This window comes from Streptomyces sp. NPDC043876 (assembly GCF_056435825.1).
Window position 1 is genome coordinate 938,377 of sequence record NZ_JBWKDV010000002.1, and the last position, 18,538, is coordinate 956,914.

Sequence of the window (18,538 nt, forward strand, 5' to 3'; positions counted from 1 at the left end):
GGGAATGAGCACCTCATCCTCACCGAACCGCATACGGGCCCGTGCCCGTTCCTTCGACGCGGCCGCGGCGCTGTACGGAGCCAACCGGCCCGGGTATCCACCGGAGTTGTTCGACGCCCTGGAGGAACTGGCCGGGCGGCCGCTGGAGGGGGCGCGGGTGGCGGACGTCGGGGCGGGCACCGGGATCGCGAGCGCGCTGCTGGCGGGGCGGGGGGCGCGGGTGGTCGCGGTCGAGCCCGGTGACGGCATGGCGGCCGAACTGCGGCGCGCGCACCCCGGGATACCGCTGGTCCGGGGGGACGGGGACCGGCTGCCGCTGGCCTCCGGGGCCTTCGACCTGGTGACCTACGCCCAGGCCTGGCACTGGACCGACCCGGTCCGCTCGGTTCCCGAGGTGCGGCGGGTGCTGCGGGGTGGTGGGGCGCTGGCCCTGTGGTGGAACGACCTGGACGCGTCCGTGCCGTGGATCGACGCGCAGGACCGGCGGGTGGCGGAGCTGCTGTCCGCCGAGCCGGGGATCGCGCCGCGCGGCCTTCCCGCCGGCCTCGCCTTCGCCACGCGGCAGGTCCGCTGGGCGCGGCGGGTGCCGGTGGATACGCACCTGGCGAACCTGGCCAGTCATTCGGCCTTCCTCGTCCTGGGGGACGGGGCCTCGGGGGACTTCTTCGCGGCCGAGCGGGTGCGGTTGCTGGCGCTCTTCCCCGACGGCGTCCTGCGCGAGGACTACGTCACCACCCTCTGCGTGGCCGTCCCGTAAGCCCTTGGGGTGGCCCCCCTCAGCCCGTCCGGCGTTTGAGGACCGGGTCCGGGCGGAGCCCGGGAGGCTCGGCTGCAGGCGATGGTTCGGCCTTTTGTGCGTCTGCGGCCGGTCGTCCTGGGCTCTGCCCAGACCCGCGCCTCAAACGCCGGCGGGGCTGGTTTGGGCTCGGGTCGGCCGCAGCTTTCGCCCCGCCGGGCGGCCTGACCCCCTTCACCCCGCCGGGCTGGGCTGGTCCCCCCTTCAGCCCGTCCGGCGTTTGGGGACCGGGTCCGGGCGGAGCCCGGGAGGCTCGGCCGCAGGCGATGGTCCGGCCTGTTGTCCGTGTGCGGTCGGTCGTCCTGGGCTGGATCGGGAAGGACACGGACCCGGGGTCAGGGCGCGGGCAGGAGTTCGGCTCGGCAGGTGGAGGGGGTGCCCCAGGCATCGCGGAGGGGGCGGGCTTTGCGGAGCCAGAGGGAGAGGTCCAGTTCCTCCGTGTAGCCCACCGCACCGTGGAGCTGGAGCGCGGTCAGGGCCGCCCGGTAGGCCGCCTCGCCCGCGGCGACCTTGGCCGCCGCGATGTCCCGGGGGGCCAGGGTCAGGGCCGCCGCCCACACCAGCGGCCGCGCGAACTCCAGCGCGATCAGGGTGTCCGCCAGCCGGTGCTTGACCGCCTGGAAGGACCCGATCGCCACCCCGAACTGGGTGCGCTGCTTCACGTACTCCACCGTCCGCCCCAGCAGCGCCTCGCCCACCCCCAGGCTCTGCGCCGCGGTCAGCAGCCGCGCCCACCGCAGCGCCACTCCCGCCGCGGCCTCCACCCCCGGCCCCGCGGCCAGGAGTTCACCGTCCGGGCCGGGCCGCGAGAGCCGCCGCGCGGGGTCCAGCGAGGTCATCGGGGGCCCGGCGCCCGCCCCCGCCAGCCGCAGCGCACCCGCCGCCGACACCGTGAAAACGTGGTCGGCCGCCGCCGCGTCCAGCGCGTACGGGCCGCCCCCGGCCACGGTCAGCGTGGCCACCGCCTCGCCCGACAGCAGCCCCGGCAGGAAGCGCTCGGCCAGGGTTCCGTCCCCCAGCCCCGGACCCGACAGCAGCGCCACCGCCGCCACCGTCTCCGCCAGCGGCCCCGGTACCGCCGCCCGCCCCAGCTCCACGAAGCCGAGGGCCAGTTCGACCGGGTGGACGCCGAGCCCCTCGTACTTCCGCGCCCCCGCGTCCTGCGGCGCGGCCAGCGCGAACAGGCCGGTGTCGGCGAGCCGGGTCCACAGGGCCCGGCCCGGCCCGTACGCCCCGCCCGACCAGGACCGTACGACGGCCGGCACGTCCGAGGCGGCCAGCAGCGCGCGCAGGGTGCGGGCGAAGTCCGACTGCTCGTCGGTCGGAAGGAAGCGCATCAGCGGCGGCCCTTCGGGAGGCCGAGCAGCCGCTCGGCGATGATGTCGCGCTGGATCTCGTTGGTGCCCGCGTAGATCGGCCCGGCCAGCGAGAAGAGCCAGGGCTCCGCCCACGGCCCGTCCGCCAGCTCCGCGTCCGCGCCGAGCAGGTCGAGCGCGCTCTCGTGCAGGGCGATGTCGTACTCGCTCCAGAACACCTTGTTCAGGCTCGACTCCGCGCCGATCGCCTCGCCCGCCGCGAACCGCGAGGCGTTCGTCCAGGTGAACAGCTCGTAGGCGCGCGCCCCGATCACCGCGTCCGCGACCCGGTCGCGCAGCGCGGTGTCGGCCGGGTCCGCCCGCTCCCGCCACAGCGCCGTCAGCCGGTCGGCCGCCGCCAGGAAGCGGCCGGGGGAGCGCAGGGTCAGCCCGCGCTCGTTGCCCGTGGTCGACATCGCGATGCGCCACCCCTGGCCCGGCTCGCCGATGACGTCCTCGTCGGGCACGAACACCCCGTCCAGGAACAGCTCCGCGAAGGCCGGCTTCCCGTCCAGGCGCCCGATGGGCCGTACGGTCACCCCCGGCGCCCGCAGGTCGAACATCAGGTACGTCAGGCCCTGGTGGGGCTTGGCCGTGCCCGCCCCGGTGCGGAAGATGCCGAACGCCCGGTCCGCGAACGCCGCCCGCGAGGACCAGGTCTTCTGCCCCGTCAGCAGCCAGCCGCCCTCGGTGCGCTCCGCCCGGGACGTCAGCGAGGCCAGGTCGGAGCCGGACTCCGGTTCCGACCAGGCCTGCGCCCAGATCACCTCGCCACGCGCCATCGGCGGCAGCACGCGGGCCCGCTGCGCGGGGCTCGCGTGGTCGAAGAGGGTGGGGGCGAGCAGGTTGATGCCGTTCTGCGAGACCCGGCCGGGGGCGCCCGCGGCGTAGTACTCCTCCTCGAAGACGAGCCACTGCACGAGGTCCGCGCTGCGGCCGCCGTACTCCTCGGGCCAGGACACCACCGACCAGCGGTCCGCCGCCAGCAATGCCTCCCACTCCCGGTGCGCGGCGAAGCCCGCCGCGGTTTCGAGGGAGGGGAGCGGCCGCGCGGGCACGTGCGCGCGCAGCCAGGCCCGGGCCTCGGCCCGGAAGCCGGTCACCTCGGGCGTATGGGTCAGGTCCATCAGCCGGTCGCCTCCGTCGTCGCCGCGCCGCCCGTGCCCCCCGTGCCGTCGGGCGGGCATCCGGGCACGCTTCCCTAACAAGTGTTTGGTAGGTTAACGTACGCCCGTCAGCAGCGTCGAGGAGTCCGCGCGGATCCTCGCTCCCCACCAGGAGGTCCGGCATGGACGCCACCCTTCCCCGGTACGTAGCCGGGCACGGCCTGCTGAAGGACCGGACGGCCGTGATCACCGCGGCGGCCGGCGCCGGGATCGGCGGCGCCACCGCCCGCCGCTTCCTGGAAGAGGGGGCCCGCATCGTCATCGGCGACGCGCACACCCGCCGCCTCAAGGAGACCGAGCACGCACTCGCCGCCGAGTTCGGCGCGGACCGGGTCGCCTCCCTGCCCTGCGACGTCACCGACGAGGAGCAGGTCGGGGCCCTCTTCGCGCTCGCCGAACGCATCCACGGCGGCCTGGACGTCGTCGTCAACAACGCGGGCCTCGGCGGCACGGCCTCCCTCGTCGACATGACGGACGACCAGTGGACCAAGGTCCTCGACGTCACCCTGAACGGCACCTTCCGCTGCACCCGCGCCGCCCTGCGCTCCCTGAAGGCGGCCGGCACGGGCGGGGTGATCGTCAACAACGCCTCCGTCGTCGGCTGGCGCGCCCAGAGCGGCCAGGCCCACTACGCCGCCGCCAAGGCGGGCGTGATGGCGCTGACCCGGTGCGCGGCCCTGGAGGCCGCGGAGTTCGGCGTCCGGGTCAACGCGGTCGCCCCCAGCCTCGCCATGCACCCCCACCTGGTGAAGGTCACCAGCGCGGAACTCCTGGAGCAGCTCACGGCGCGGGAGGCCTACGGGCGCTACGCCGAGCCCTGGGAGGTCGCCAACGTCATCGTGTTCCTGGCCAGCGGCTACGCGTCCTACATGACCGGCGAGAGCGTCCCGGTCAGCAGCCAGCACGCCTGAGGGGCGTCTGGGACCACAATGGGCGCGTGCCAACGAACCAGAAGAAGCAGCAGGTGACGGCCTCGCCGGAGCGCCGGGGGGAACTCCTCGCCACCGCGGCCGAGGTCTTCGCAGCCCAGGGCTACAACGCCACCACCGTCCGCAAGATCGCCGACGCCGCGGGGATGCTCGCGGGCAGCCTCTACTACCACTTCGATTCCAAGGAATCGATGCTCGACGAGATCCTCTCGACCTTCCTGAACGAGCTGTGGCAGGGCTACGACAGCGTCCTCGCCGCCGGACTCGGCCCCAGGGAGACCATCGAGGCCCTCGTCACCGAATCGTTCCGGGAGATCGACCGGCACCGCGCCGCCGTCGCGATCTACCAGAAGGAAGCCCGGCACCTGTCCGCGCAGCCCCGCTTCCACTACCTCTCGGACTCGCAGGTCAAGTTCGAGAAGGCATGGCTGGGGACGCTGGAGCGGGGGGTCGCCGCGCGCGTCTTCCGGGCCGACCTGGACGTCCGCCTCACCTACCGCTTCGTGCGCGACACGGTGTGGGTGGCGGCGTCCTGGTACCGGCCGGGGGGACAGCACAGTCCCGAGGAGATCGCCCGCCAGTACCTCTCGATGGTCCTGGACGGGATCGCGCTCCGTCCCTGAACCCCCACCGAGGAGTCCCGATGCCCGAGGCCTACATCATCGACGCGGTACGCACCCCCGTGGGCCGGCGCGGGGGAGGGCTCTGCGCGGTCCACCCGGCCGACCTCGGCGCCCACGTCCTGAAAGCGCTCGTGGAGCGGTCCGGGGTGGATCCGGCCGCCGTCGAGGACGTCGTCTTCGGCTGCCTCGACACGGTGGGCCCGCAGGCCGGGGACATCGCCCGGACCGCCTGGCTCGCCGCCGGACTCCCCGAGGAGGTCCCCGGCGTCACCGTCGACCGCCAGTGCGGCTCCTCGCAGCAGGCCGTCCACTTCGCCGCGCAGGGCGTCCTGTCCGGCACCCAGGACCTGGTGGTCGCGGGCGGTACCCAGAACATGTCCATGATCCCGATCGCCTTCGCCTCGCGGCAGGCCGCCGAACCCCTCGGCCTCACCGAAGGCCCCTACGCCGGCTCGGCGGGCTGGCGCGCCCGCTACGGCGACGCCCCCGTCAACCAGTTCCACGGCGCCCAGCTGATCGCCGAGAAGTGGGGGATCTCCCGCCGCGCCATGGAGGAGTTCGCCCTGCGCTCCCACCAGCGGGCGCTGCGCGCGATCGACGAGGGCCGCTTCGCGCGCGAGACCGTCGCCCACGGCGACGTCCGCACGGACGAGGGGCCGCGCCGGGACACCACCCTGGAGAAGATGGCGGCCCTGAAACCCGTCGTGGACGGCGGCACCATCACCGCGGCCGTCTCCTCCCAGGTCTCCGACGGCGCCGCCGCACTGCTGATCGCCTCGGAGCGGGCCGTGGCGGAACACGGCCTGACGCCGCGCGCCCGCATCCACCACCTCTCCGTCCGCGGCGAGGACCCCATCCGGATGCTGTCCGCGCCGATCCCCGCGACGGCGTACGCGCTGAAGAAGACCGGGCTGTCCCTGGACGACATCGACCTGGTCGAGATCAACGAGGCCTTCGCCCCGGTGGTCCTCGCCTGGCTGAAGGAGACCGGCGCCGACCCCGATCGGGTGAACGTCAACGGCGGGGCCATCGCGCTGGGCCACCCGCTGGGTGCCACGGGCGTCAAGCTGATGACGACGCTCCTGCACGAGCTGGAGCGCACCGGGGGCCGCTACGGACTCCAGACGATGTGCGAAGGCGGAGGTCAGGCCAACGTGACCATCATCGAGCGGCTCTGACCGGCGGGGCGCCCGGGCGGCGTCCCGGCGGCTCGCCGGGACGCGCCGGGGCGACGTGCGTCACACACCCGTGGACAAGATCCGCTGTCTTCCTGTGGTACGTTGGAGACGTTGCAGTTGTGGTACCCATGAACTTTATGTGCGCCTGACGGGATTGCTCCTCAGGCGCTTTTATTGTTTCCGGCATTCTCCGGATGGGGCCCTTGCCACCTATTCAGGAGATTTAAAAATGGCACTTGGCACCGTGAAGTGGTTCAACTCGGAAAAGGGCTTCGGCTTCATCGAGCAGGACGGCGGCGGCCCGGACGTCTTCGCGCACTACTCGAACATCGCCACCCAGGGCTTCCGTGAGCTCCAGGAGGGCCAGCGCGTGTCCTTCGAGGTCACCCAGGGTCAGAAGGGCCCGCAGGCCGAGAACATCCTGCCTGCTAACTGACGCTCTTCGCACGGCCGGGGTCCGCACCGCGAGGTGCGGGCCCCGGCCTGTGTGTTGTTCCGTCGATGCATTTCCGCCGGTTCCAGGAGGGCCTCCCCGCATGACCAGCTCCAGCTCCGCACGTCCCAGCCGCCGTCCCGTCAGGGGTCGGGGTGCTGCCCAGGGACGTCCGAAGGCTGGCGGCGGCCGGCCCAAGGGCGGTTCCGCCCAGCCTGCCCGGCCGCAGGAATTCACCATGCCGGACCCGATCACCCCGGCCCTCCCCCCGGTGGCCGCCTTCGCGGACCTCGACATGCCCGCCGCGCTGCTGAAGACCCTCGCCGCGCAGGGCGTCACCGAGCCGTTCCCGATCCAGGCCTCCACCCTCCCGAACTCGCTCGCCGGCCGTGACCTCCTCGGCCGCGGCCGCACCGGCTCCGGCAAGACGCTCGCCTTCGGCCTGGCGCTGCTGGCCCGTACGGCCGGCCGCCGCGCGGAGCCGAAGGCGCCGCTCGCGCTGGTCCTCGTACCGACCCGCGAGCTGGCCCAGCAGGTGACGGACGCGCTGACGCCGTACGCCACCGCCGTGAACCTGCGCATCACCACCGTCGTCGGCGGCATGTCGATCAACCGGCAGTCCGGCGCCCTGCGCCGCGGCGCCGAGGTCCTCGTCGCCACCCCCGGCCGCCTGAAGGACCTCATCGAGCGCGGCGACGCGACCCTCGGACAGGTCTCGATCACGGTCCTCGACGAAGCCGACCAGATGACCGACATGGGCTTCATGCCGCAGGTCACCGCGCTGCTCAAGCAGGTCGAGCCCGGCGGCCAGCGGATGCTCTTCTCCGCGACCCTGGACAAGAACGTCGACAAGCTCGTCAAGATGTTCCTGGACGACCCGGTCTCGCACTCCGTCGACCCGTCGGCCGGCGCCGTCACCACGATGGAGCACCACGTCCTGTACGTCATGGACGAGACCGACAAGAAGGCCGTGGCCACGCGCATAGCCGCTCGCGAAGGCCGGGTGATCATGTTCGTCGACACCAAGCGCGGGGTCGACCGCATGGTCAAGAAGCTCCTCGCGGACGGCGTCCGCGCCTCCGGCCTGCACGGCGGCCGCTCGCAGCCGCAGCGCAACCGCACCCTCGACTGGTTCAAGACGGGCGAGGTCACCGCGCTGGTCGCCACCAACGTCGCGGCCCGCGGCATCCACATCGACGACCTCGACCTGGTCGTCAACGTGGACCCGCCCACCGACCACAAGGACTACCTGCACCGCGGTGGCCGCACCGCGCGCGCCGGTGAGTCCGGCAGCGTGATCACCCTGGTCCTGCCCGAGCAGAAGCGCGAGATGACCCGGCTCATGTCGGACGCGGGCATCAACCCCCGCACCGCGCAGATCCGCTCCTCGGACGAGGAACTGGTCCGCCTGACCGGCGCCCGCGTGCCCTCCGGCATCCCCGTCGTGATGGAGGTGCCGCAGCCCACCCCGGCCAAGGCGCGTCCCGCCGCCAAGGGCGGCGGCCAGGGTGCGCGCCGTCGCTCCGGCGCCCCGCAGGGCGGCGGCTCCGGTTCCGCCTCCGGTTCGGGCGCGGGATCCGGTGCGGGCGAGCGTTCGCGCCGCGCCCGCAGCGCGGCTCCGGTCGCCGCGGGCTCCGGTGGTTCCGCCGGCGGCCAGGGCCGCCGCGGCGGCTCCGGCGCGGCAGGGGCGGCTGGCGGCCGTACCCGCAGCGGTGGCGCCCAGGGCGCCAGCCAGGGCTTCGGCGGCCGGCGCCGCGCGACCGGCGGCGGCGCCGGGTCGGGCCGCCCGAGCGCCTGATCCTCCGGCACCCCACCGGTACCCGTACGACGAGAACGCCGGGCGGCGCACACGCGCCGCCCGGCGTTCTCGTCGTTTCCGGTGGCGGGCCGGGGCGGTCCGGGAGGTGTGAGGGCCGGTCGGGGGCTACGAGCGGACCAGCTTGCCCTGGAGCTTCGCCAGGGTCCGCAGGTCCAGCCCGAGGCCGTCCGTCAGGTAGCCGTAGAAGCCGCCGTAGTCCGCCGCCAGCTGCGCCGTCGCCGCGTCCAGGTAGTCCTGGCGGACCTCCTGGAGCGGTATCAGCAGGTCCGGGTTCTGCATCCGGCCCGACTGTTTGAGCGCCGCCCGGACCTGCGCGTCGTACGCCGCCCGGAAGGTGTTCGAGGCCAGGTAGTCCTGCTCGGCCGCGGACTGCGGCACGGCCAGCGCCCGCAGCAGTACGTAGCTCATCCAGCCCGTCCGGTCCTTGCCGGAGGTGCAGTGGTAGAGGAGCGGGCCCTGCGCGCCGTCCGCGATCTCCCGCAGGGTGGCGGCGAACTGCGCCCGGCTCTCCTGGCTGGTGACGAAGGTCCGGTAGATGTCGCGCATGTAGGCCTCGGCGCGGCCACCGCCCAGCATCTGCTCCTGCTTGACCGGGTCGCCGGTGGCGATCGCGCCCACCAGGGTCCCGTACAGGCCGAGGTCGCTGACCGGGCGCGAGGTGGCGGTCAGTCCCGCGGGCAGCCGGTCGGCCCCGTCGTACTGCAGCTCCATCGGGATGCGGAAATCGACGGCCTTCGTGAGGCCGAGACCGGAGACCGTGGTGAGGTCGGCGTCGGTCAGCTTGCTCAGCGCGTCGGAACGGTAGACGAGGCCCTGGCGGACCTGGCCGCCGAGGAGGGTGCGGTGGCCGCCCACGTCACGGACGTTGACGGCGCCCTGGAGCGGGATCCGGCGAATCGTTTCCGCCGTCTGCTGCCGGTGGTGCCGGGCGGCCGCGGGGGCGGGGACGCCCGTCGGCGCGGCGTGCGCGGAGGCGGGGAGGGTGGCGGCGAGCGCGGAGAGAAGCACTCCGGTCGCCGCCAGGCGGACGCGGGCACGGCTCATCGGTGCGACTCCTGAGGGGAGAAGGGGGATCACCCTGCCGGAGGCAGGGCGCGGAGCACTGCGTGTGCCTCGGCCATGACGCGGCTGACGAGTTCCGCGCAGGACGGAAGGTCCTCGATCACGCCCGCGACCTGGCCCGATGCCATGACGCCGAGGTCCGTACGGCCCTCGACCATGGACGCCTTCAGGAGCATGGGGGTGTTGGCGGCGAGCAGGACCTGGCTCCAGGACAGGTCCTTGCCGTGTTTCATCGCGAGGCCGTCACGGACCATCTGCGGCCAGCTCAGACCCGAGATCCGGCGGAAGGCCGCCGCGTGCCGGACCGCCTCGGCCAGTGCCCGCGCCCGGCCCGCCCGCTCCAGGGCCACCACCAGCTCGCTGCGCAGCATCCGGTGCGGCAGCCCGTCCACGGCCGTCGTCACCGTGACGTCCTTGACGCCCGCCGCGAGGTAGCGCGCCTTGACCGCGTCGGGGACGGTCGAATCGGAGGTCAGCAGGAAGCGGGTGCCCATCGCGATGCCCGCCGCCCCGAAGGCGAGCGCCGCCACCAGACCGCGCCCGTCGTGGAAGCCGCCCGCGGCGATCACCGGGATGTCCACCGCGTCCACCACCTGCGGCAGCAGGACGGTCGTGGCCACCTCCCCGGTGTGCCCGCCGCCCTCCCCGCCCTGCACGATCACCGCGTCCGCGCCCCACGCCGCGACCTTCTCGGCGTGGCGGCGCGCGCCCACGGACGGGATCACCACGACACCCGCGTCCTTGAGGAGGGCGATCAGTTCCCGGGAGGGCGCCAGCGCGAAGGACGCGACCCGGACCCCCTCGTCGATGATCAGCCGGGCCCGCTCGGCCGCGTCGCCCGCGTCGGCGCGCAGGTTGACCCCGAAGGGCGCCGCCGTGCGGGACGCGACCTCGCGCACCGCGGCGCGCAGCTGGTCGAGGGTCATGGTCGCGGAGGCCAGGATGCCCAGCGCCCCCGCGTTGGCCGCGGCGGAGACCAGGCGCGGGCCCGCGACCCAGCCCATGCCGGTCTGGACGACGGGGTGTTCGATGCCGACGAGCCGGGTGAGCGCGGTCTCCATCACGCCGGCACCTCGCGCAGGCGGGTGGCGCGCGGGTCCAGTTCCTCGCGGATCAGGCGCAGTTCGGCGGCGGTCGGCTCGCGGGTGTACGGGAAGGAGTCCGTGCCCGCGAGGTCGAAACCGGTGGCGGCGCGGACCTCCTCCAGCGTGACCCCGGGGTGCAGGGAGGCGATGCGCATCGACCGGTCCGGGGTCTCGAAGTCGAACACCCCGAGGTTGGTCACCACGCGGGGGAGGCGGTGGTAGCGGCTCGCGGAGGGGCCCGCCGCGGCGGCGCGGTCGTAGCCCACGCCCGAGACCATGTCCACGCGCTCCACGAAGACCCGCGAGGAGTGCTTGGGGATCCAGTAACTCACTGGGTTGTTGAGGGTATTGACGGGGGCGCCGCGCACGCCCAGCAGCTGGCGGGCGGGCTGCTCCCAGTCGCCGATGCAGGAGATGTTCTGGTTGCCGAACCGGTCGATCTGGCTCGCGCCCATCATGACGTGCCGCTTGCCGCCGGTGACCATCGCCAGGTGCTGGCGGTAGGGCAGCCAGCCCTCGGTGGCGCCGTCCGGGCCGATGAGGAACGCCTCGCCGTTGGTCAGCAGGAGGTCGGGGGAGAAGGTGCGGCGGGCGAGCCGGGCGCCGAGGGAGGGGATCAGGCCCATGGGGCTCGCGAGGACCTCGCCGTTGTCCCGCCAGGCTTCGGCGCAGGCGATCACGCAGTGGTCGGCGCGGGTCGCGGGGGCGGGAGGCCGGCCGGGCGGCGGGCCGGGGGCGGGGCGGGGCGCGGGGCCGTCGGTGGCCGGTGTGCTCGTCACTTCTGCTGCTCCTCGTGCCAGGCCTGGACGGCGCACTGGTAGGCCTTCTCGTCGCCGGACAGGAAGCGGGCGGTGAACCGCTCCCAGGCGGCCGGGTCGGCGGCCGCGGTGGCGTAGGCCTTCTGGAAGGGTTCGTCGCGCTCGTAGTCGGGGGCGCAGGCGGTGAAGTGCGCGCCGTGCGGGGTTTCGACGACACCGGTGACCGCGTGCCGCTTGACGAGGAGGGTCTGCGGGGCCGCCCCGCGGGTCAGCTCGGCGGTGTCGACCAGCCGCTCGCAGGAGACGTACGCCGTGTCGGCGGCCTCGCAGAAGAGGTCGTCGAAGTACGGGTCGGGGCCCAGGTACTGGCCGTTGCCCGCGCGGTCGGCGCGGTTCATGTGGACCAGGGCCGCGTCCATGCGCAGGGCGGGGACGGCGACGAACTCCTCGCCGTCGGCGTAGGGGGAGGTCACCGTGCGCAGTTCGGGGTTGACCCGCATGACGTCGGAGCCGAGGCCGGCCCGGACGGGCAGGAACGGCAGCCGGTTGGCGGCGGCGGTCAGGCCCCACATGAACATGGCCTCGTCGATCTCGGTGAGTTCGAAGGCGCCGCGCTCGCGGGCGGCCCGGAAGTGGGGCTCCAGGGGGATCGAGTCCAGGGTGGTGAAGGCGGCCACCAGCTTCCGGATCTTTCCGGCCGCGGCCAGTAGCCCCACGTCCGGGCCCCCGTAGGAGACCACGGTCAGATCGGTGATCTCGGACCGGAGCAGTGCTCTGACCAGGGCCATCGGCTTTCGGCGCGAACCCCAGCCGCCGATCCCGACCGTCATGCCGCTGCGCAGCCGCCCGACGACCTCGTCGGGGGTCATCGTCTTGTCGCTCATGAGCGTTCCCCGTCTCCGTTTCCGAAGGTGTCGCGGACCCGGTCGGCGACCCCGCTGAGATTGGCCTCGAAGGTGAAGCCCTGCTCGAAGCGGTAGCTGCGCCGGACGTCCACGGGGTCGATGCCGTTGATCGCCGCCTTGGCCAGGCGGATCAGGTAGCCGTCCTTGAGGGCGATCTCGGCGGCCAGTTCCAGCGCCGCCGCGCGCAGGGCGGCCCGCGGGACCACCTTCCACACCGAGCCGTGCGCGTGCAGTTCGGCGGCCGTCGCGGTGCGCGAGGTGTAGTAGAGGGCGCGCATCAGGTGCTGCGGGACCAGCCGGGACAGGTGCGTGGCGGCGCCGAGCGCGCCCCGGTCCAGCTCGGGCAGGCCGAAGGTGGCGTCGTCGCTGGCGACGATGGCGTCCGCGTTGCCGGCCAGGCCGATGCCGCCGCCCAGGCAGAAGCCGTGCACCGCGGCGACGACCGGGACCTCGCATTCGTACACGGCCGCGAAGGCCTCGTAACAGCCGCGGTTGGCGCCGATGAGGGCGCCGTGCCCGGTGTCGCGCTGCATCTCCTTGATGTCGACGCCGGCGTTGAAGCCGCGGCCCTCCGCGGCCAGCACCACGCACCGCACCTCGGGGTCGCGGCCCGCGGCGCGCAGGGCGTCGGCGAGGTCGTACCAGCCGCGTACGGGCAGGGCGTTGACCGGTGGGAAGTCGACTGTGACGAGTGCGATGCCCTTGCCCGGGCCGGAGGTGGAGACACCCATGAGCGGATCAGCTACCTTTCCACCAAACGTTTGTTAGGGAAGGAAGGTAGCAGCCGATGGAGCTGGACGGGAGGGTCGTCGTCGTCACCGGTGGCACCCGGGGAGTCGGCGCCGGGATCGCCCGGTCGTTCCTCGCGGTGGGCGCGCGGGTCGTCGTCTGCGCGCGCCGCCCGCCGGACGAACCGGTGGCGGCGGGGGACCGTACGGCCTGCTTCCTCCCCCTGGACCTGCGCGATCCTGCGGCGGTGGCGGAGTTCTTCGCACACGTCGCGGACCGCTACGGGCGCCTCGACTGCCTGGTCAACAATGCGGGCGGCACCCCCTACCGGCTGCTCGGCGAGGGCGAGGCCGAACGGCACGCGCGGGTCGTCGCCCTGAACCTGACCGCCCCGATGACCGCCTCGCTCGCCGCCCGCCCCTTCCTGCGGGAGGCGCGCGGCTCGATCGTCATGATCGGCAGCGTCAGCGGCACCCGCCCTTCGCCCGGCACCGCCGCCTACGGAGCGGCCAAGGCCGGGCTGGAGAACCTGGCCCGCTCGATGGCCGTCGAGTGGGCCCCCGAAGTGCGGGTGAACACCCTGGTGCCCGGCATGGTGCGCACCGAACTGTCCCACCTGCACTACGGCGACGAGAGCGGCATCGCGGCCGTCGGCGCGACCGTCCCGCTCGGACGGCTCGCCGAACCCTCCGACGTGGGCGGGGCGGCCGTCTTCCTCGCCTCCGACCGGGCCGCGTACGTGTCCGGCGCGAGCCTGCTGCTGCACGGCGGCGGGGAACGCCCCGCCTTCCTGGACGCCGCCACCGCCAACCAGACATGACGGACACCCTGTACGCCAAGGAGAAGGAGCACTGACATGGGCCTCGCCGAGGACCGGGTAGTGATCGTGACGGGCGCGGGGCGGGGGCTGGGCCGGGCCCACGCGCTGGCCTTCGCGGCGGAGGGCGCGCGGGTCGTCGTCAACGACCTCGGCGTCGGCCTCGACGGCCTGCCGGGGCCGGACGGCCCGGCGGCGGCCGTGGTGGCGGAGATCCGCGCGCTGGGCGGCGAGGCGGTGGCCCACGGCGGGGACATCGCGACGACCGGGGGCGCGTCCTCGCTGGTCGAGTGCGCCCTGGACACCTTCGGGCGGCTCGACACCCTGGTCAACAACGCGGGGTTCCTGCGGGACCGGATGCTCGTGAACCTGGACGAGGACGACTGGGACGCCGTCATGCGGGTCCACCTCAAGGGGCACTTCCTGCCGCTCAAGCACGCGGCGGCGCACTGGCGGGCCGAGGCGAAGGCGGGGCGCGAGGTGGCGGCGCGGGTGGTGAACACCTCCTCTGGGGCCGGGCTGTTGGGCTCCGTCGGCCAGGGCAACTACAGCGCGGCGAAGGCGGGCATCCTGGGCCTCACCCTGGTCGCGGCGGCGGAGATGGGCCGGTACGGGGTCCAGGTCAACGCGATCGCCCCGGCGGCCCGGACCCGCATGACGGAGCAGGCCTTCGCCGAGACCATGGCCGCCCCGGCGGCCGGGGCCTTCGACGCGATGGCGCCGGAGAACGTGTCCCCGCTGGTGGTGTGGCTCGGTTCGGACGCCTCCGCCGGGGTCACGGGCCGGGTCTTCGAGGCGGAGGGCGGCCGGATCACCGTCATGCAGGGCTGGCGCCCGGGCCCCACCACCGACCGCGCCTCCCGCTGGACCCCGTCGGAGGCGGGCGCGGCAGCCGCGAAGCTCCTGTCCGAGGCGGAGCCGGCGTGGCCGGTGTACGGGGGGCGGTAAGGGGGGCGCCGGTGCGGGGGCCCTGGGTGCGGGCGCGGGCCCCGGGGGCGGGCTCGGGCCCGGGCCCCGGGTGCGGGCTCCGGCCCTGGGCGCGGGCCCTGGCCCCGACCCGGGCCGCGGGCCCTCCCCCGCCCCCGAGGCCGACCCCGGCCGCGGGGTGCCCTCAATCGCCGGGCGGGCTGGGGCCATCCCAGCCTCGCCGGCGTTTGAGGCGCCCCCGGAGGGCTGGGCCACCCGGTGCTTGAGGTGTGGGGGAGGGGTGCGGATGCGTGGGGCCTCCGGCGGGCCCTCAAACGCCGGGCGGGCTGGGGTTGCTGAGCGGGTTGGTTTGGCTAGCGCCCTTGCGGCCAGGGGCCATATCAGCCTCGCCGGCGTTTGAGGCGCCCCCGGAGGGCTGGGCCACCCGGTGCTTGAGGTGTGGGGGAGGGGTGCGGGTGCGCGTGGCCTCCGGCGGGCCCTCAAACCCCGGGCGGGCTGGAGTTGCTGCCTGGGCGGGATGCCGAGCACCCGGGATTCGGGGCCGGGATGTTGGCTCGGCCGGTGCCGCGGCAGCGCGGGCCATCCCAGCCCCGCCGGCGTTTGAGGCGCCTCCGGAGGGGCCGGGGCTCGGGGTGGGTCCGGGTTCCGGACAAAGCGGGGGTCGGGCGGGCCGCGGCGTGGGGTGGGGGTGCTGGTGGGCCGGGGCGGGAGCGGGGCGCGGGCGTTGGTTCGGGCCACCCGGCCCGGCGGCAAGGGGGTTGGCCGTATAGCGGGCTTACCCAGCCCCCGACCCCGTGGTGGCATGTGCATGCCCACACCGGATCCGGATAGCGGACCCGGCCGCACCCTCACCGGACGGAGCACCGCACATGCCCCTGCGCAGACTGGCCCTCGGGGCCGCCGCCCTGACCCTGGTGGCCGTGACCGCCCCCACCGCCACCGCCCGGGCCGCCGGCCCGGCCGCCGTACCCCCGGGCCGGATCACCGTGGAGGTGGTCGGCGCGAACGGCTCCGGCTGCCCCACCGGCACCGCGGACGTCGCCGCCGCCCCCGACGGCACCGCCTTCACCGTCACCTACAGCGACTACCTCGCCCAGACCGGAGCCGGCTCCTCCGGCACCGACTTCCGCAAGAACTGCCAACTCGCCCTCCGCGTCCACGTCCCCCAGGGCTTCACCTACGCCGTCGCCCGCGCCGACTACCGCGGCTTCGCCAGCCTCCAGCGCGGCGCCTACGGCCAGCAGCGCGCGGGCTACTACTTCCAGGGCGCCTCGCAGACGGCCCGTACGACCCACCAGTTCGGCGGCCCGTACGCGGACAACTGGCAGGCCAGTGACCAGACCGGCCATGCCGATCTCGTCTGGGCCCCCTGCGGCGAGGACCGGATCCTCAACGTCAACACCGAACTGCGCGTCTACGCGGGCACCTCCGGCCCCCAGGCCCTGAACTTCATGAGCATGGACTCGACGGACGGCAGCGTCAGCACCGTCTACCACGTCGAGTGGAAGCAGTGTCCGGCCGCCTGAAACCGCCCGTCCCACCTCACGGCCAGGAGTGACGCCCGTGTCTCCTTCCCTGCCCCGAACCCTGCTCGCCGTCGCCGCGACCGCCGCCCTGCTGGCCTCCGCGGCCCCGGCCCACGCGACGCCCATCACCGTCCCGCCGGACAAGATCGTGATCGAACTCGCCACGGTCAACGGCTCCGGCTGCCGCGAAGGCACCGCCCAGGTCGCCGTCGCCCCCGACAACACGGCCTTCACCGTCACCTACAGCGAGTACCTCGCCCAGGTCGGCCCCGGCGCCCCGCCCACCGGCTTCCGCAAGAACTGCCAGCTCAACCTGCGCGTGCACGTCCCCTCCGGCTTCACCTACGCCATCGTCCAGGCCGACTACCGCGGCTTCGCCTCCCTCCAGCGCGGCGCGTCCGGCCAGGAACGCGCGGGCTACTACTTCCAGGGCATGCCGCAGACCACCCAGCGCACCCACCAGTTCGGCGGCCCGCTGGAAGACAACTGGCAGACGACGGACAGGACCGAGTACGCCGACCTGGTCTGGGCCCCCTGCGGAGAGCAGCGCAACTTCAACATCAACACCGAACTGCGCGTGAACGCCGGTACGTCCGCCCCCGGCACGACGAGCTTCATGGCGATGGACTCCACCGACGCGAGCGTGAACACCCTCTACCACCTCGCCTGGCAGGTGTGCCCGGCGCCGAGGGCGTAACCCGTGCGTGGGCGGTTGCCCGAATTCCGGTACCGCGCCGCGTCCGGGTCGTTACGCTCGGTCGCCGACCGGAACGAGCGCCACACGGCGCGTACTTGGGGGTGACCGCCCATGGTCAACATCCGCGACCTCGATCCCAGCGCCTCCCCGCTGGACTACTACGGGTCCGAACTTCGTCGGTTGCGGGAGGAGGCGAATCTGAAACAGACGGAGCTGGGGGACAGCGTCTTCTGTACGGGCTCCCTGGTCGGCCAGATCGAGAACACCCGCAAGGTCCCGAGCAGGGATTTCTCGGTCCGCGTCGACGCCGCGCTGGGCACGGGTGGTTACCTCACCCGCCTCGTGGGGCTCGTCCTGCGGAGCCAGCTGCCGACCTGGTTCCAGCCCATCGCGGCGATGGAAGCGAAGGCGACGTACATCTGCACCTACCAGGCGCAGATGGTCTACGGGCTGTTGCAGACGGAGGAGTACGCGCGGGCCGTGCTGGCGACCGGACTGCCCGACAACCTCGAAGAGTTGGTCGCGGCCCGTATGGAACGCCAGCGCATCCTGAGCCGCGAACATCCGCCCATGGTGTGGGTGGTGCTGGACGAGGCGGCACTGTTCCGGCCGATCGGTGGCCGCGCCGTGATGCGCGAGCAGCTCGCCCACCTGTTGACCTTCAGCGAGAAGCGCTGGGTACGGATCCAGGTGCTCCCCTTCGCCGCTGGTGCGCACGCGAGTCTCATCGGCTCGTTCACCACGATGCGGTTCGACAACGACCCGGACATCGTCTATTCGGAGGACCTCATCTCCGGTCACATGACGGCCAACCCTGACACGGTCAAGGAAGCCGCACTTCGTTACGCTCACCTGCAGGCTGCCGCCCTTTCGGTCGAGGAGTCGGCAGCATTGATCATCCGCGTAATGGAGGAACGGTATGGGCACGAGCCAGGATCTGACCAACGCGCGGTGGCGTAAGTCCAGTTACAGCGGCAACACCGGCGGCGAATGCGTCGAGGTCGCTCCGCAGCCGCGTCTCGTCGCCGTCCGGGATTCCAAGGTCCCCGACGGGCCCGTCTTCACCGTCGGCCGCACCGCCTTCGCGGCCTTCGTCGGGGCGCTCTAGACGGCGGCGGCACGGACCGGAAAACGGACCGGACCCGGCCCCCTGGCGGGAGGTCGGGTCCGGTCCTTCTCGTGCGATGAGGTATCACTACCCAGCCCATCGGCCCGCTGAACCGCCTCGGCCCATCGTGTTCTACGGCGTCCGTACGGCCCGGCGGTGGAAGGGGGTGTTCCGGCCTGCGGGGCCGGGCACATCCGGCACATGAGCACGAACGCCATCGTCATGTGGGGTGTCCTGGCGTCGTTCGTCGCCTTCTTCGTGCTGGGCTGGCTGATGAGCCGGGGTCGGGGCAGTGCGCCTGTACGGGGTCCCGGGGACGAGGACGGCGACGGGTGCGGGGGTGGGGGCGAGGGGTGCGGGTGCGGGTGCTCTGACGCGTGACGCGGGTGCGGGCCGCGGGGCGCCCTTGCGGGCCCGTGCCCCTGGCTGACCACCGCCTCCAGCCTCGCCGGTGGTTGCACCCCCAGCCTCGCCGGTGGTTGCACCTCCAGTCTGGCCGGTGGTTGCACCCCCAGTCTCGCCTGGCACTCTCCAGCCTCGCCGGCGTTTGAGGCGCGGGTCCGGGCGGAGCCCGGGGCGGCCCGCCAGGGCCGTTGTCCCCTGCGGGGCTCGGGGGGGGGGGGGG

19 protein-coding genes are annotated in these 18,538 nt (G+C 73.6%); 12 read left to right on the forward strand and 7 right to left on the reverse strand.

Translation table 11 applies throughout. From position 1 onward, the window contains the following. The first annotated feature begins 4 nt into the window (after positions 1-4). On the forward strand, positions 5-757 hold the full coding sequence (locus AC0693_RS09315) for a class I SAM-dependent methyltransferase (protein ID WP_478801337.1): 753 nt from the start codon (positions 5-7) through the stop codon (positions 755-757). Between the two features lie 374 nt (positions 758-1,131). Here the strand turns inward: AC0693_RS09315 and AC0693_RS09320 are convergent, their stop codons facing one another. Both AC0693_RS09320 and AC0693_RS09325 read right to left on the reverse strand, forming a co-directional pair. Then, on the reverse strand, positions 1,132-2,133 hold the full coding sequence (locus tag AC0693_RS09320; RefSeq protein WP_478801338.1) for an acyl-CoA dehydrogenase family protein: 1,002 nt from the start codon (positions 2,131-2,133) through the stop codon (positions 1,132-1,134). After that, positions 2,133-3,278 (reverse strand): acyl-CoA dehydrogenase family protein, encoded by a 1,146-nt coding sequence (locus tag AC0693_RS09325; protein ID WP_478801339.1) that lies wholly within the window; start codon positions 3,276-3,278, stop codon positions 2,133-2,135. Before AC0693_RS09325 ends, AC0693_RS09320 begins: the two co-directional genes overlap by 1 nt. A gap of 161 nt (positions 3,279-3,439) precedes the next feature. On the opposite strand from AC0693_RS09325, the gene AC0693_RS09330 reads away from it, so the two are divergent. The 5 genes from AC0693_RS09330 to AC0693_RS09350 all read left to right on the forward strand — a co-directional run bounded on the left by AC0693_RS09330 (position 3,440) and on the right by AC0693_RS09350 (position 8,278). Then, positions 3,440-4,228: an SDR family oxidoreductase gene (locus AC0693_RS09330; RefSeq protein ID WP_478801340.1), complete on the forward strand. Its 789-nt coding sequence runs from the start codon at positions 3,440-3,442 to the stop codon at positions 4,226-4,228. 26 nt (positions 4,229-4,254) lie between these two features. Continuing rightward, a complete protein-coding gene (locus tag AC0693_RS09335; protein ID WP_356415085.1) occupies positions 4,255-4,869 on the forward strand; it encodes a TetR/AcrR family transcriptional regulator in 615 nt (204 codons plus the stop codon). 20 nt (positions 4,870-4,889) lie between these two features. Next, positions 4,890-6,047: an acetyl-CoA C-acetyltransferase gene (locus tag AC0693_RS09340; protein ID WP_469318927.1), complete on the forward strand. Its 1,158-nt coding sequence runs from the start codon at positions 4,890-4,892 to the stop codon at positions 6,045-6,047. A 229-nt stretch (positions 6,048-6,276) separates the two neighbouring features. Continuing rightward, a complete protein-coding gene (locus AC0693_RS09345; RefSeq protein ID WP_283457653.1) occupies positions 6,277-6,483 on the forward strand; it encodes a cold-shock protein in 207 nt (68 codons plus the stop codon). Positions 6,484-6,583: 100 nt separating this feature from the next. Then, on the forward strand, positions 6,584-8,278 hold the full coding sequence (locus AC0693_RS09350; protein WP_478801341.1) for a DEAD/DEAH box helicase: 1,695 nt from the start codon (positions 6,584-6,586) through the stop codon (positions 8,276-8,278). A gap of 126 nt (positions 8,279-8,404) precedes the next feature. Here AC0693_RS09350 and AC0693_RS09355 read toward each other — a convergent pair whose 3' ends face one another. The 5 genes from AC0693_RS09355 to AC0693_RS09375 form a co-directional block, all read right to left on the reverse strand. After that, positions 8,405-9,343, reverse strand: a complete 939-nt coding sequence (locus tag AC0693_RS09355; protein ID WP_478801342.1) for a tyrosine-protein phosphatase — start codon at positions 9,341-9,343, stop codon at positions 8,405-8,407. A gap of 29 nt (positions 9,344-9,372) precedes the next feature. Then, the gene (locus AC0693_RS09360; RefSeq protein ID WP_356415073.1) at positions 9,373-10,422 is read right to left on the reverse strand and encodes an NAD(P)H-dependent flavin oxidoreductase; all 1,050 of its coding nucleotides are present in this window, start codon (positions 10,420-10,422) and stop codon (positions 9,373-9,375) included. Continuing rightward, positions 10,422-11,126 carry a CoA-transferase subunit beta gene (locus tag AC0693_RS09365; protein ID WP_469318952.1) on the reverse strand — a complete coding sequence of 235 codons (705 nt, stop codon included), beginning with the start codon at positions 11,124-11,126 and terminating at the stop codon, positions 10,422-10,424. Before AC0693_RS09365 ends, AC0693_RS09360 begins: the two co-directional genes overlap by 1 nt. A 95-nt stretch (positions 11,127-11,221) precedes the next feature. Then, entirely contained in the window at positions 11,222-12,088 is an 867-nt protein-coding gene (locus AC0693_RS09370) for a CoA transferase subunit A (protein WP_478801343.1), read from the reverse strand. Next, positions 12,085-12,840 carry an enoyl-CoA hydratase family protein gene (locus tag AC0693_RS09375; protein WP_469318924.1) on the reverse strand — a complete coding sequence of 252 codons (756 nt, stop codon included), beginning with the start codon at positions 12,838-12,840 and terminating at the stop codon, positions 12,085-12,087. Before AC0693_RS09375 ends, AC0693_RS09370 begins: the two co-directional genes overlap by 4 nt. 56 nt (positions 12,841-12,896) lie before the next feature. Between AC0693_RS09375 and AC0693_RS09380 the strand changes: the two genes are divergently transcribed. The 6 genes from AC0693_RS09380 (at position 12,897) to AC0693_RS09405 (ending at position 17,913) form a co-directional block, all read left to right on the forward strand. Further along, positions 12,897-13,658, forward strand: coding sequence for an SDR family oxidoreductase (locus AC0693_RS09380; RefSeq protein ID WP_478801344.1), 762 nt, complete (start codon positions 12,897-12,899; stop codon positions 13,656-13,658). 36 nt (positions 13,659-13,694) lie between these two features. Then, a complete protein-coding gene (locus AC0693_RS09385; RefSeq protein WP_469318922.1) occupies positions 13,695-14,603 on the forward strand; it encodes an SDR family oxidoreductase in 909 nt (302 codons plus the stop codon). Between the two features lie 848 nt (positions 14,604-15,451). Further along, positions 15,452-16,108 carry a DUF4360 domain-containing protein gene (locus AC0693_RS09390; RefSeq protein ID WP_478742282.1) on the forward strand — a complete coding sequence of 219 codons (657 nt, stop codon included), beginning with the start codon at positions 15,452-15,454 and terminating at the stop codon, positions 16,106-16,108. Between the two features lie 49 nt (positions 16,109-16,157). Further along, entirely contained in the window at positions 16,158-16,805 is a 648-nt protein-coding gene (locus AC0693_RS09395; protein WP_469318951.1) for a DUF4360 domain-containing protein, read from the forward strand. 111 nt (positions 16,806-16,916) lie between these two features. Continuing rightward, complete coding sequence (locus AC0693_RS09400) at positions 16,917-17,765, forward strand: helix-turn-helix domain-containing protein (RefSeq protein WP_478801345.1); 849 nt, start codon at positions 16,917-16,919, stop codon at positions 17,763-17,765. Further along, on the forward strand, positions 17,725-17,913 hold the full coding sequence (locus AC0693_RS09405; protein ID WP_469336731.1) for a DUF397 domain-containing protein: 189 nt from the start codon (positions 17,725-17,727) through the stop codon (positions 17,911-17,913). Before AC0693_RS09400 ends, AC0693_RS09405 begins: the two co-directional genes overlap by 41 nt. The last annotated feature ends 625 nt before the right edge of the window (positions 17,914-18,538 follow it).